Source organism: Ensifer adhaerens (assembly GCF_001270265.1).
GTDB classification, from domain to species: Bacteria; Pseudomonadota; Alphaproteobacteria; order Rhizobiales; family Rhizobiaceae; genus Ensifer; species Ensifer adhaerens_B.
Window position 1 is genome coordinate 93,455 of record NZ_LGAP01000008.1, and the last position, 12,683, is coordinate 106,137.

Sequence of the window (12,683 nt, forward strand, 5' to 3'; positions counted from 1 at the left end):
CACGCGCGCTTGTCACAAGCGCCTGTTCAGACGCGAAGCTATCAGGATGATACGATGGGTAAGGTAACAGGTTTTCTCGAGATCGACCGGCAAGTGGCAAAGTACCAGCCGGCGTCCGACCGCATCCGCCATTTCCGCGAATTCACCATTCCGATGTCGGAACCCGAAGTGCAGAAGCAGGCGGCGCGCTGCATGGACTGCGGCATCCCCTACTGCCATGGGCCGACCGGATGTCCGGTGCACAACCAGATCCCCGACTGGAACGATCTGGTCTACAACGGCAACTGGGAAGAGGCGATCCGCAACCTGCATTCGACCAACAATTTCCCGGAATTTACCGGCCGTGTCTGCCCCGCGCCGTGCGAGGAGGCGTGCACGCTGAACCTCGAGGATGCGCCGGTCGCGATCAAGACCGTGGAGCAGGCGATCGCCGACAAGGCCTATGAGATGGGCTACATCGTGCCGCAGCCGGCCGTGACCAAAACAGGCAAGAAGGTCGCCGTCATCGGTTCCGGCCCAGCCGGCATGGCGGCTGCCCAGCAGATGGCGCGCGCCGGCCACGAGGTTCACGTCTACGAGCGCGAGAGCAAGCCAGGTGGTCTGCTGCGCTACGGCATCCCCGACTTCAAGATGGAGAAGAACTTCATCGATCGTCGCGTCGAGCAGATGAAGGGCGAAGGCGTCACGTTCCATTGCGGCATCAACATCGGCGTCGACCTGCCGGTCGAACACCTGACCGACGGCCACGATGCGGTGCTCTATTGCGGCGGCTCCGAAACACCGCGCAATGCCGGCATCCCCGGCGTCGAATTTGCCGGCGTGCATGATGCCATGCCCTACCTCGTGCAGCAGAACCGTCGTGTCGGTCGCGAGAACATCGACAGCACCGGCTGGCCTTCCGCACCTATCCTCGCCGGCGGCAAGCATATCGTCGTCGTCGGTGGCGGCGACACCGCATCCGACTGCGTCGGCACGGCTTTCCGCCAGGGCGCCGTCAAGGTCACCCAGCTCGACATCCGTCCGCAGCCGCCGGAGAAGGAAGACAAGCTCGCCGTCTGGCCGTTCTGGGCGACCAAGATGCGCACCTCCTCCAGCCAGGCCGAAGGCGCGATCCGCGAATTCCAGGTCGCGACGTTGGAGTTCGTCGGCGATGAGGACGGCAATCTCATCGGCGTCAAGTGCTGCCAGGTGGACGATCGCCGCAAGCCGATCGCCGGAACGGAGTTCATCATCAAGGCCGATCTCGCCTTCATCGCCATCGGCTTCAGCGGCCCGTTCACCGATAGCGTGCTGAAGGACCTCGGCGACAAGCTGACGCTCAACACCGACCGTCGCGGCTCGACCAACGTCGTTGCCAACGACCGCGACTACAAGACCTCGGTCGACAAGTTCTGGACGGCCGGCGACGTGCGCCGCGGCCAGTCGCTCGTCGTGTGGGCGATCCGCGAAGGCCGGCAGGCCGCCCGCGCGATCGACGAGGCGCTGATGGGATCGTCGATCCTGCCGCGCTGAGACCATAACTCGCAAACAGGAAAGGGCTCCGCCGGATGACGGCGGAGCCCTTTCGGTTTCAAGACGAGTTATCTTGCGTGGGGATCGCGGGAAGGTCGGGGGTCTCTTCCTGCTCACGCGCGGCCACTGTTGCTGGCGGCCTCTCGAAAGAGCTAGAGTGTTTCCGGTTTAGACGGTGTCGTAGAAACGCTCTATCTCTTTGTTTCTACGCATTTCCTGACGGAAAACCGCTTCGCACTTTTCCTGGAAATGCTCTAATTCCTGATCACCGGATTGCTGATGACCGTGCCCGGCTTGGCAAGGCGGAAATCGTCGACGCGGCCGACTGGTGCTGCTGCCACGTCGCCCTTGTCGACCAGGCGGTCGCGCGGGCTCTTGCCGGTGCCCTTGTTGGGTGCAGCATCGCCGAGCAGTGCTGCAGCGCCATCGAGATCGGGATCGGTCAGGCCGATCGGCTGCGTCTTGACGATGTCCTCGTTGGCCAGCGGCGCGGTAACGACCAGGTCCTTCAGCCCATCGGCGCCCGGCACGTCCTTGTCGGTCGCGGCGGCATCCCCGAGCAGGCGGCGAATGTCCTTTTCCACGTAGAAGGCGAGCTTGCGCTTGCCGGCCTTGGTCAGGTTGATGCCGTCGGCGCCGCGCAATCGAACCTGCTGGCCGTTGATGTCGGAGCCGGTCAGGACGAACTTGCCGGCTTCATCGACGAAACCGTCCCAGATATCGACGAACTGGCCGCCGACCTTTTCGACTTCCTCGCGGTAGATGCCGTTGAACGTCACCATGTCGGCGGTCATCGCGGCCGACTGGAACGGCGGCATGCCGACCCACAGAACCGGCAGCTTTTCCTTGTGCGCAAGCTCCGCCAGCGCATGGACGCGCTTACGGTATTCCCCGGTCCAAAGCTCGCTGCGGTACTTTTCCTTGATGCTGCCGATCTGCATCTGCTGGCGATCGTTGGCGCCGAGGCTGATGATGATGACGGAAGGCTTGATCTCGCCCACATAGGTCGGCAGCGTCACCGGCCAGTTGAAATAGTCTTCGCGCACCAGGCCGGACGAACCGTTTGCACGCGTTTCGATGGTAATGCCCGGCGTCATCTCGAATGCGGTCTTCAGGCCATCCCCAAGGCTGCCGGCCATGAAGTCGCCGACGACCAGAACCTTCTTGGCGTCCGGCGCCTTTTCAACCGGCTGCGGCACCGGAGCCGCATCGGCAATGGTGGGCTTTGCCTTTTGCTGGCCCGGGGCCTTCTGCCGTTGCGGGGTTTGGCTCTGGCGCGCGCGCCTGGGCCGCGGCTGTTGCGGAAACTCGTATCGCTCGTCGATAACGGGCCGCCGCTCGCGCGTGAGGCCGCCGAACAGCATCTGGAAGAGGTTGCGCCGCGGCACCCGTTCCTGGGCTTCGGCAAAACTTGCGGCAAAACCGACGAACAGCATCGCGGCCGCGGCGATGATCATCGTCGCAATCCTCAAGGGCATTTCGCCACGTGCCGTTCGGGCCTTGGTTTTCGCTTGCATGTCTGATCATCCATCGAACGGACGGCGGCTTCAAGGCCGCCGTCGCATTTCGGGCGTGTGTCAGTTGCGCAGGGCGCGCAGCAGATGTTGTGTCGGCTGGCCGTCCGGCGCCAGGCCGTTCTTCGATTGGAACGCCTGGATCGCCGCCTTCGAGCCGGATCCGAAATTGCCGTCGACTTCGCCGCTGTAATAGCCGAGTTCCTTCAGGCGGTTCTGCAATTCGAACTTCTCGCTGATATCGAGTGAGCCGTCCGGGCGCGGCCAGCGCTGCTGCATTCCGGCATAACCGGCGATCTGGTCGGCAAGAAGACCGACGCCGAGCGCGTAACTGTCTGACGCATTGTAGCGCTTGATGACGAAGAAGTTCTTGGTCATCAGGAAGCCGGGACCGTCACCGCCGCTCGGCAGCTTCAGCTCGGCGCGCGAATTGCCATTGCGGAAGCCCTTGCCGTTCGGCCTGGTGAAACCGAGCGCCGCCCACTGGGCGAGCGTTTTCGTCTGGCCCGAATATTTCGCGGCGTTGGCTGGCGTTGCGATCTCGTAGCCCCAGGTCTCGCCCGCCTGCCAGCCGTTCTTCTTCAAAAGGTTGGCGGCGGTCGCAAGCGCGTCGGGCACCGAGTTCCAGATGTCTCGATGGCCGTTACCGTCCGCGTCGATCGCGTAAAGCAGATAGCTGGTCGGGATGAATTGCGTGTGTCCCATGGCGCCTGCCCAGGAGCCGGTCAGTTCGCGCGGGGTGATGTCGCCGCTCTGCAGGATCTTGAGCGCGGCAATCAGCTGGGTCTTGGCGAACTTCGCACGCTTGGGATCGGCATAGGCAAGGGTTGCCAGCGCCCGCGGCACGTAGTGCAGGCGGTCGTCCTTTTCGAGAACGGCGCCGTAGTTCGATTCCATCGACCAGATCGCCAGCAGGATCGTCTTGTCGACGCCGAAGTGCTTTTCGATCGAATTCAGCGTGCGGGCGTGCTTGGCGGCCATCTCCTGGCCGATGCGCTTGGTGTAGGGATTGACGCGGGAATCGATGTATTCCCAGATCTTGTGCTTGAACTCAGGCTGGTAGTTGGCCTTTTCGATCACGGTGGCGTCCGGGGTCTTCACGCCGGCAAAGGCCTTGCGATAGGTCGCCTGGGTGATGCCGCTCTTTGCAGCCGTGGCATAGAAATTATTGATCCAGGTCTGGAATCCGGCATCGGCGCGCGCGGGGGAGGTGCCAAGCGCGACGGCGGATAGGACGAAGGCGGCTGCGATATGACGGAAAAACGTCCTGCGGGTTCTGATCATCAGCTGTCGGTTCCGTTTTTCTGCGGCGCCTCAGCCGTCATAGCCGGGACATCTCCGCATGGTGGCAGTCTGGAGCCAGCCTTGCGGTTCGTCGACCGCCGGCGGTTCCCGTTCTCGGATCCAGCCGCAGTCGATGCAGCGCCGGATTTACGACGAATCTACAGAAACGTGGTCAACAAACCCTTTACCATGAAAAGGCCATTGCGTCTTCCGTGGAAGAAAACGCTTCTCCCGGGGAAGAAAATGCGAATCCGTCAATATCAGGATTTTTTTCGTCCCGGTTCAGCGTGCGTTCACATCGTTACGTAGAGATTGCCGCCGCACTGCAAAGCGCTGCACGATTCCTTAAATTGACTTTGATTTAAGGATTTTTACAGCAACACTCAGGATTGAAATCCGATTGAAGGAGGTACCGATGACCGACAAGCGTAAAGTCCGCAAAGCCGTGTTCCCGGTCGCTGGTCTGGGCACGCGTTTCCTGCCGGCCACCAAGGCCGTGCCGAAGGAAATGCTGACGGTGGTGGACAAGCCGGTCATTCAATACGTGGTCGACGAAGCGATGGAAGCCGGTATCGAGCACCTGATCTTCGTCACCGGCCGCAGCAAGGCCGTCATCGAGGATTATTTCGATATTCAGGTCGAGCTCGACCAGACCCTGCGCGAACGCAACAAGAAGATCGAGATCGAGCTTCTTGACAACATTCTGCCGAAGGCCGGCACGACAAGCTTCACCCGCCAGCAGGCGCCGCTCGGCCTTGGCCACGCCGTCTGGTGCGCCCGCGAGCTGGTCGGCAACGAGCCGTTCGCGCTGTTGCTGCCCGACATGATCATGAAGGGTGAGAAGGGCTGCCTGAAGGGCATGGTCGAGCTCTATGAACAGAGCGGCGGCAACGTCATCGCAGTCGAGGAATGCGCACCGGATCAGGCCCACAAATACGGGATCGTCGGTGTCGGCGACAAGGTCGGCGACGGCTTCAAGATCACCAAGATGGTCGAGAAGCCCGCACCGGGAACGGCGCCGTCGAACTTCTTCATCAACGGCCGCTACATTCTGCAGCCGGAAATCTTCCCGATCCTGGAAAAGCAGGAGCGCGGCGCAGGCAATGAGATCCAGCTGACCGACGGCATGCTGAAGCTTTCCGAAACCCAGCAGTTCGCTGCCTATCATTTCCGCGGCGAGACCTATGACTGCGGCGCCAAGGACGGCTTCATCCTCGCCAACGTCGCCTTCGCGCTGGAGCGTGGCGACATCCGTCCGATCGTCGAGGGTCCGCTGAAAGCGCTGCTCAGCAGCTTGAAGTAGTTCCGGTTCCACCGAAACGAGAAGGCCGCGTTCCCCGGGGAATGCGGCCTTTTTCTTTGGCTGTTGGCAATGAGCGTTGTTACAACTCTAGCTTTGCCGGCGGCTGACCTTTGGCTCAACGCCGCAGGACGAGGCCGACGCCGACGCGGGTGATGTCGGTTGTTTCGCCGACGTCGGGCGTGGTGCGCTCGTAGCTGACGTCGCCGGTCAATGCGAGGTAACGGTTCATGTCCCAGGTGAGGCCTGCGCCGGTGCGCCAGGTTGTCTCGTCGAAGGAGCTGGAGTCTGACGGATATTTGCGGATGATCAGGGTGTTCGACAGTCGTGCAACCAGGTCGGAGCGCATCTCGTGGGTGATGATGTTGGTCAAGGTATAGTCGAGCGATCCGGAAACGCCCGCCGTCGTCGACGGGTTGAGGCCGGTCGACAGCCCTAAGAGGACATCCGTGCCGCGCTGCGGCGACCAGTTGAGACGGCCGTCGATGGACAGGCCGCTGACGTCGCTGAGCCGGTCGTCCTCGAAACGATAGGTCTCGTAGCCGAGCGCGAGCTCGCCGTTGAGCTTTTCACCGAGGTCGACCTCCAGGCCGCCGCGCGTCGCGTAGCTTTGGTAGGATCGTTCGAAGCCGAGCGTGTCCTGGCGAAGATCGTAAATCGACCTGCCGACTGCGGCCTCGATGAACGGGATCAGTGCCGGCGACATTTCATAGCCGACGCGTGCCGTCAGGGTTCCGCTGTTGCGGTTGCGGTCCTCGACCGAAAGCGTCGTGCCGTTTTCCAGCTCGACGTCGCCATAGGTCCGACGGTCGAGATCGAGCCCGACCGAGCCGCGGATGAGGCCGAAGTCGCGCTCGATGGCCGCACCCAGCCTGTAGGTGTTGACGCCCGATTGTGTCTTGGCATTCGAGATCGCGTTCGGATCGTCGGCGTCCTCGCGCTCGAAGCTATAGCCTGCCCGCAGGCGCGCAACGGTTTCATCCCAGAGATCGAGGCGCAGTTCGGCGTCGATGTCGGCGCGCGGTTCTTCCTCGCCTTCGCCGGAAATATTGTTCTGCAACACGCCGGCGCCCGTGACCGTCAGCTCATGGCGGGACCAGTCCGACGTCAGGGTGCCGCGGATGCCGGTTTCCAGATAGCCGCGGTTTTGCTTGGTATCGCCGTCCTTGCGCCATTCGTGGTTGATCGTTTCGCTGATTTCCGGCCGCAATGTGAACGTGCCGATGCGGACACCGGCTGCGCGGTCGTCTTCCGGGTCTATACGCGCCCGCAATCCATCGATCGTTGGTTCGCGGCGGTTGAGACGGAGCAGATCTTCATCGGAAGCCGGAGACAGATCGTCGGCGCTGACCGCTCCCGTCGTCTGCGGGTCGGCGATCGCCGGCGCTGCGGCTGCAGTGCCGGGGGCAGCGAGGCCAGGGGTCGTCGGCACGGCGGAATTGGCGACGGTTTGGGCGCGCGCCGACAGTGGTACAGCCATCGCGGTGCCGGCGAGCAACAACGCCGTCAGCGTCAAACGCCGCGCGTCTCTTCCGGTCGAGCGAGAGTTGTCTGGCACCATCTGCCGTTTGTCCGCGAGCCTGATTGCAATCCTTTCGCAATCGTAAAGCCGCGTGGTTAACCAATCGTTTCCAAACGGGAAAAACGCATTAACGACGGGGAGATGGCAAGGCGCGAGCAGAGCGTTTCCGGTTTAGACGGAGTCGCAGAAACGCTCTATTTCTTGTTTTACGCCCTTCCTGGCGGAAACCGCTTCGCCCTTGTCCGGGAAATTCTCTAGGCGCTCTCGACCGTCAAATGGCGCCCGTGGCTGGCAACGATGCGTACACGTGTGCCGGCGGGCAGATCGGGGCCTTCGACGATCCAGATCGTATCGTCCAGACGCACGCGGCCGTGGCCCTCGGCGATCGGCTTATCGAGCACGGCCGTCCGGCCGACGAGGCTCTGGGCCCGTTGGTTGAGCAGCGGTTCGTCCGTCTCCCCGGACGATGAGGAGATGAAGCGCCGCCCGACGAGGACGGCGCTGATGGAGAGCAATGCGAAGACGACGAGCTGAACCTGCCAGCCCCAGACGACGGTGTCCCACAGCAGAAGCGACAGAACACCGGTGATGAGTGCCGCAATGGCGATCCAGACGAGGAAGACGCCGGGCGCCACGACTTCGGCGGCCAACAGTGCAAGACCGAGAACCCACCAGCTCCAGGGGCCGAGTTCAAGGATGATGCGCTGGACCATCGCCTATTGTCCCTGCGGTTCGAACGGACCGGAGGCCGGGCCGGTGCGTGGCGTCGTCGATTGGCGCTGCCGGGGGGCGGGCGCCTGGTTGTCGCCGAACACCTCTTTGGCAATCGCGCCGATGCCGCCGAGCGAGCCGATCAGCGCGGACGCTTCCATCGGCATCAGGATGATCTTCTGGTTGTTGGCGGTGCCGATCGAGGCAAGCGCTTCGGTGTATTTCTGGGCGACGAAGTAGTTAATCGCCTGAACATCGCCGGCGGCGATCGCTGCCGACACCATCTGCGTTGCCTTGGCTTCGGCCTCGGCCAGGCGTTCGCGCGCCTCCGCGTCGCGGAAGGCGGCCTCTCGCTGTCCCTCGGCCTGCAGGATCGCCGATTGTTTGGCGCCTTCGGCACGCAGGATCTGGGCGTTTCTCGACCCTTCGGCCTCCAGCACCTGGGCGCGCTTCTCGCGCTCGGCCTTCATCTGCCGCGCCATGGCGTCGACGAGGTCCTTCGGCGGCGCGATGTCCTTGAGTTCGACGCGGGTGATCTTGATGCCCCAGGGGTTAGCGGCGTCGTCGACCACGCGCAGCAGCTTTTCGTTGATGGTGTCGCGGTTCGACAACAGTTCGTCGAGGTCCATCGACCCCATGACCGAGCGGATGTTGGTCATCGTCAGGTTGAGAATGGCGTTCTGGAGATCGGACACCTGGTAGGCGGCCTGGGCGGCGTTCAGCACCTGATAGAAGGCGACGGCATCGGCCGACACGCTGGCGTTGTCCTTGGTGATGACTTCCTGGGTCGGAACGTCGAGGACCTGCTCCATCACGTTCATCTTGGCGCCGATGCGGTCGATGAACGGAATGATGATGTTGAGCCCCGGTTCCATCGTCTTGGTGTAGCGGCCGAAGCGCTCCACCGTATAGCGATAGCCCTGCGGCACTGTTTTGACCATGGTAATGATCACAAGGATCGCCAAGACCACCAATGCGATGACCGCAATATCCATACCGCCCAAAGACAAGTCCCCCATGATCACAACCCCAGTTTGAGGTGACACTCTAACCCAGACGTGGGGATTGGCCAGTCTATTTCAAGCGGTTGCCGCAGATTTCGGCTTCAAAGCCAGCCGCTTAGCTCCCGCCGCACGACATGCTCGAGAACGGTCATGCCCGCGGCACTGTCATTGAGGCAGGGGATATGCGCAAACTTCTCGCCGCCATTGTGATGGAAGCTCTCGGCCGCCTGCTCGGCGATCTCCTCGAGCGTTTCCAGACAGTCGGAAACGAAGCCGGGGTTGATGACGGCGATGCGCTTTACGCCGTCCTGCGCCAGCTTCTCGACCGTCTTGTCGGTATAGGGCTGCAGCCACTCTTCCGGGCCGAAGCGGGACTGGAAGGTCACCTGCAGCTTGTCCTTGGACCAGCCGAGCTTTTCGCGCAGCAGGCGCGCGGTCTTCTGGCACTGGCAATAATAGGGATCGCCCTTTTCGAAGTAGCTCTTCGGGATGCCGTGGAAGGAGGTCAGCACGACTTCCGGCTCCCAATCGAGTGTGCCCAGATGCCGCGTGATCGAGGTCGCCAGCGCGTCGATATAGACCGGATCGTCGTGATAGGGCGGCACGGTGCGCAACGCCGGCTGCCAGCGCATCTTCAGCAGGGCCTCGAACGCCTTGTCGTTAACGGTGGCGGTCGTTGCTGCGGCGTATTGCGGATAAAGTGGGAACACCAGGATGCGCTCGCATCCGGCCTTCTGCAGCGCCTCCATGCGCGAGGCGATCGACGGCTGGCCGTAGCGCATGCCCCAATCGACGACGATGTGCGACTGATCGGCGAAGGCTTCCGCCATCAATGTCGCCTGGTTGCGGGTGTAGGTGCGCAGATAGCTTTCGTTCAGATCCTTGTTCCAGATCATCTCGTAGGCCTTGCCGACCTTGCCGGGGCGGGTGTTGAGCACGATGCCGTAGAGGATCGGATACCAGAACAACCGCGACCATTCGATGACGCGGCGATCGCTCAGGAACTCCTTGAGATAGCGGCGCATCGAGGTGTAGTCGGTGCCATCGGGCGTGCCGAGATTGACCAAGAGAACGCCGACCTTTCCGGATTTAACGGTCGGGTGATCGCTGGGGGCGGTCGCGGCGGGCGCGTTGGTCATCTCGATCCTCATGGTCACGTATGCGTCGGGACATGCATTTTGCTTCACGTCCTTCTAAGAAGAAAAGCCGGCGCGGGGAAGCCCGCGCCGGCTTTCGAAGGGGAGGCAAATTGTCTTACTTTGCCGGAATCTCCAGTTCGGTGCCGACATGCAGGTGGCGCGGAGCCGGCTTGCCATTGGCCTCGGAGATCTTTGCCCACAGCGCACCGTCGCCGTAGAACGACTTGGCGAGATCCCAAAGCGTGTCGCCCTTGGCGATGACATGCTTCTGCGGACCGGAAGCCGGCGTGGTGGCGGCAGCGCCTGCGGCGGCTTGTGTTGCCGTTGCGTCGGTCGTCGTGCCGGCGGCGGCAGCAACTTCGGTGATGCGGCTATCGGTGTAAGGCTTGAACGGCTGGTGCGCGGCGAGGTAGTCGGCCAGCACGGTTTCGAGGCCCGGACCGTAGTCATAGGCGTTCTCGCCCTTGGTCTTGAACACGTCGTAGCCGTCGCCGCCATTGCGCATGTAGTTGTTGGTGACCAGCGAGTAGGTCTTTGCCGGATCAAGCGGGCCGTATCCTTCTCCTTCCTTCACCTCGACCGAAACGACGCGGCTGCCGACCGGCTTCGAACGATCGAAGGAATATTTGAGGCCGGCAACCTGCGGGAAGCGGCCGCCTGCCTCCTCGAGCTTGCTGAGGCCGTTTTCCAGCGCTTCACGGATGCCGTCACCCTTGATCTGGAAGGTCGCAACCGTGTTCTGGAACGGCAGGACGGTGATCACTTCACCCATCGAGACGTCGCCGGCATCGATCGAGGCGCGCAGGCCGCCGCCATTGGTGATGGCGATCGTCACACCCTGGTCCTTGACGCGGTCGAGCATGGCGTCGGCGACGAGGCTGCCCATCTCGCATTCCTTGGTGCGGCAATTGTCGCGCGAGCCGTCGATCGGCGCTTCGGTCTTGGCGATGATCTTTGAACGGAGTTCCTCGATCGGTTTGGCCAGTTCGGCCACGCGGGTGAGCACCGCCTGATCCGGCTTGACGGAGGAATCGACCAGGATCGGATCGCCCTTGGCGGCCTTTACCACACCCTTGTCGTCGAAGGTAACGACGAGATCGCCGAGATATTTGGTGTAGGAAGCGGCCTGAACGACGGGAACCTTGTAGCCGCCAGGATTGTCGACCATGGTCGGGTAGGGGCCTTCGGCCTTTTCGTCAGTGTTCGAAAGCAGGCTGTGCGAATGGCCGCCGACAACCACGTCGACATCGGGGATCTTGGCGATCGCGGCAAGGTCGCGCGGGTAGCCGACATGGGTGAGCGCAATGATCTTGTCGACGCCCTGCTTCTTCAGCTCTTCGACAGCGGCGGTCGTGGTGGCGACGTCGTCGCCGATCAGGATGTCGGGGCCGGGGGAGGAGAGCTCGGGCGTGTCGTTGGCAACGGCGCCGACGATGCCGACCTTCTGGCCGCCGACTTCGAGAACGATCGACGGCTTGATCCGATCACCGATCTTCGACTTGTGGCTGGGCAGAACGTTGGCGGTCACGACCGGGAATTCGATCTTGTCGAGGAAGCCGGCAAGGCCGTCCTCGCTCTCGTCGAATTCATGGTTGCCGACGGTCATCGCATCGAACTTCATCAGGTTGAGGAATTCGGCTTCGACGAGGCCCTTATAGGTGGTGAAGAACAGCGATCCCTGAAAATTGTCGCCGGCGTTCAACAGCAGCACGTTCTTGCCCGAAAGGTCCTGGCGCTTCTGGTCGATCAGAGACTTCAGGCGCGCGACGCCGCCGAAGCACTCGTTCTTGCCTTCCTCTTCGGCCGAGCAGGTCGAATCGAACTTGTTGATCGATTCGATACGGGAATGGAGATCGTTGATGTGCAGGATGTTCAGTTCATAATCGGCGAAGGCTGCGCCCGAGGAGAGGGCAAGAATGGACGCGGTCATCAGGCCGGTCCGCATGTGTCTGATCATGATGTTCTCCTGTTTTGCCTGTTGTCTGCCGGCCGATTGCAGACCCGTGTCACAGGTCCGGTCCCCACGGTCGGTGTGGCTTTGCCGGGGCGGATGTTTTCATCACTTCGAGGCGACTTCAAGCGTTAAAACCATCCTGCGGTTGCCGGATCTGTAACTAGGGTTAAGTCATACAACAGCAACAAAAAAAGCCCCCTTGCGGAGGCTTTGATTTGGGTGTCTGAGGCAATCTCAGCCGCGTCGCGCCAGCGAGAACTGGGCACCGGCATCGGTGGTGCAATTCAGCTGGTTGGTGGTGACCAGCGCGCAATTGACCTTGGACTGGGTGTTGCGCACCAGCGACGTCATGTTGATTTCGACGAGCGTCGGGCTGAGCTTCACATAGTTGCCGGAAGCCAGCAGCTGGTTGCTGTCGGTGGTGCGGGTCGAGAAGGTTCCGCCCGCAAAGGTCGACACGATGCCGTTCGGATCCGTCCATGAGCCTTCGACACCCGTTGCCTGGCGAGCGGGCGGTCCCCCTCCGATCTCCCGTGGCGACGACTGGCAGGAGGCCAGGGCCGCGGCGGTCGCGAGAAGGGTCAGAATTGCGAATGGCTTCATTGGCGATTTCCCTCGCTTTGTGCCGAGCGTCCGTTTCGTTTCGCCGAACCATGCCGCGATCAAGAGTTGAAAGCAAGAGCGGCCGGGTCGGCCCGCCGGGCTTTTCCCATATCGATAAAAAAAGCCCGGGGCAATAATGC

At 62.1% G+C, this 12,683-nt stretch carries 10 protein-coding genes; 2 read left to right on the forward strand and 8 right to left on the reverse strand.

Annotated features, from left to right (window positions below):
* Positions 1-54 precede the first annotated feature (54 nt).
* On the forward strand, positions 55-1,512 hold the full coding sequence (locus AC244_RS14870) for a glutamate synthase subunit beta (RefSeq protein WP_053249602.1): 1,458 nt from the start codon (positions 55-57) through the stop codon (positions 1,510-1,512).
* A 254-nt stretch (positions 1,513-1,766) separates the two neighbouring features.
* Here the strand turns inward: AC244_RS14870 and AC244_RS14875 are convergent, their stop codons facing one another.
* Positions 1,767-3,029: a DUF459 domain-containing protein gene (locus AC244_RS14875; protein WP_053249603.1), complete on the reverse strand. Its 1,263-nt coding sequence runs from the start codon at positions 3,027-3,029 to the stop codon at positions 1,767-1,769.
* 60 nt (positions 3,030-3,089) lie between these two features.
* On the reverse strand, positions 3,090-4,310 hold the full coding sequence (locus AC244_RS14880; protein ID WP_053249604.1) for a lytic murein transglycosylase: 1,221 nt from the start codon (positions 4,308-4,310) through the stop codon (positions 3,090-3,092).
* A gap of 415 nt (positions 4,311-4,725) precedes the next feature.
* Between AC244_RS14880 and galU the strand changes: the two genes are divergently transcribed.
* Positions 4,726-5,613, forward strand: a complete 888-nt coding sequence (gene galU / locus AC244_RS14885; RefSeq protein ID WP_053249605.1) for a UTP--glucose-1-phosphate uridylyltransferase GalU — start codon at positions 4,726-4,728, stop codon at positions 5,611-5,613.
* A 115-nt stretch (positions 5,614-5,728) separates the two neighbouring features.
* Here the strand turns inward: galU and AC244_RS14890 are convergent, their stop codons facing one another.
* The 6 genes from AC244_RS14890 to omp10 form a co-directional block, all read right to left on the reverse strand.
* Positions 5,729-7,171, reverse strand: coding sequence for an outer membrane beta-barrel protein (locus AC244_RS14890; RefSeq protein WP_053249606.1), 1,443 nt, complete (start codon positions 7,169-7,171; stop codon positions 5,729-5,731).
* 215 nt (positions 7,172-7,386) lie between these two features.
* The gene (locus AC244_RS14895; protein ID WP_053249607.1) at positions 7,387-7,845 is read right to left on the reverse strand and encodes an NfeD family protein; all 459 of its coding nucleotides are present in this window, start codon (positions 7,843-7,845) and stop codon (positions 7,387-7,389) included.
* 3 nt (positions 7,846-7,848) lie between these two features.
* The gene (locus tag AC244_RS14900) at positions 7,849-8,847 is read right to left on the reverse strand and encodes an SPFH domain-containing protein (protein WP_152975965.1); all 999 of its coding nucleotides are present in this window, start codon (positions 8,845-8,847) and stop codon (positions 7,849-7,851) included.
* 101 nt (positions 8,848-8,948) lie between these two features.
* Entirely contained in the window at positions 8,949-9,986 is a 1,038-nt protein-coding gene (hemH, locus tag AC244_RS14905; RefSeq protein WP_053249685.1) for a ferrochelatase, read from the reverse strand.
* Between the two features lie 115 nt (positions 9,987-10,101).
* Positions 10,102-11,943, reverse strand: coding sequence for a bifunctional metallophosphatase/5'-nucleotidase (locus AC244_RS14910; protein WP_053249608.1), 1,842 nt, complete (start codon positions 11,941-11,943; stop codon positions 10,102-10,104).
* Positions 11,944-12,174: 231 nt separating this feature from the next.
* Complete coding sequence (omp10, locus tag AC244_RS14915; protein WP_053249609.1) at positions 12,175-12,543, reverse strand: outer membrane lipoprotein Omp10; 369 nt, start codon at positions 12,541-12,543, stop codon at positions 12,175-12,177.
* Positions 12,544-12,683 lie beyond the last annotated feature (140 nt).

Bases quoted from the DNA above. Each gene is read 5' to 3' on its own strand.
- AC244_RS14870 (WP_053249602.1), top strand. From the start codon at position 55: ATGGGTAAGGTAACAGGTTTTCTCGAGATCGACCGGCAAGTGGCAAAG.
- AC244_RS14875 (WP_053249603.1), bottom strand. From the start codon at position 3,029: ATGCAAGCGAAAACCAAGGCCCGAACGGCACGTGGCGAAATGCCCTTG.
- AC244_RS14880 (WP_053249604.1), bottom strand. From the start codon at position 4,310: ATGATCAGAACCCGCAGGACGTTTTTCCGTCATATCGCAGCCGCCTTC.
- galU (WP_053249605.1), top strand. From the start codon at position 4,726: ATGACCGACAAGCGTAAAGTCCGCAAAGCCGTGTTCCCGGTCGCTGGT.
- AC244_RS14890 (WP_053249606.1), bottom strand. From the start codon at position 7,171: ATGGTGCCAGACAACTCTCGCTCGACCGGAAGAGACGCGCGGCGTTTG.
- AC244_RS14895 (WP_053249607.1), bottom strand. From the start codon at position 7,845: ATGGTCCAGCGCATCATCCTTGAACTCGGCCCCTGGAGCTGGTGGGTT.
- hemH (WP_053249685.1), bottom strand. From the start codon at position 9,986: ATGACCAACGCGCCCGCCGCGACCGCCCCCAGCGATCACCCGACCGTT.
- AC244_RS14910 (WP_053249608.1), bottom strand. From the start codon at position 11,943: ATGATCAGACACATGCGGACCGGCCTGATGACCGCGTCCATTCTTGCC.
- omp10 (WP_053249609.1), bottom strand. From the start codon at position 12,543: ATGAAGCCATTCGCAATTCTGACCCTTCTCGCGACCGCCGCGGCCCTG.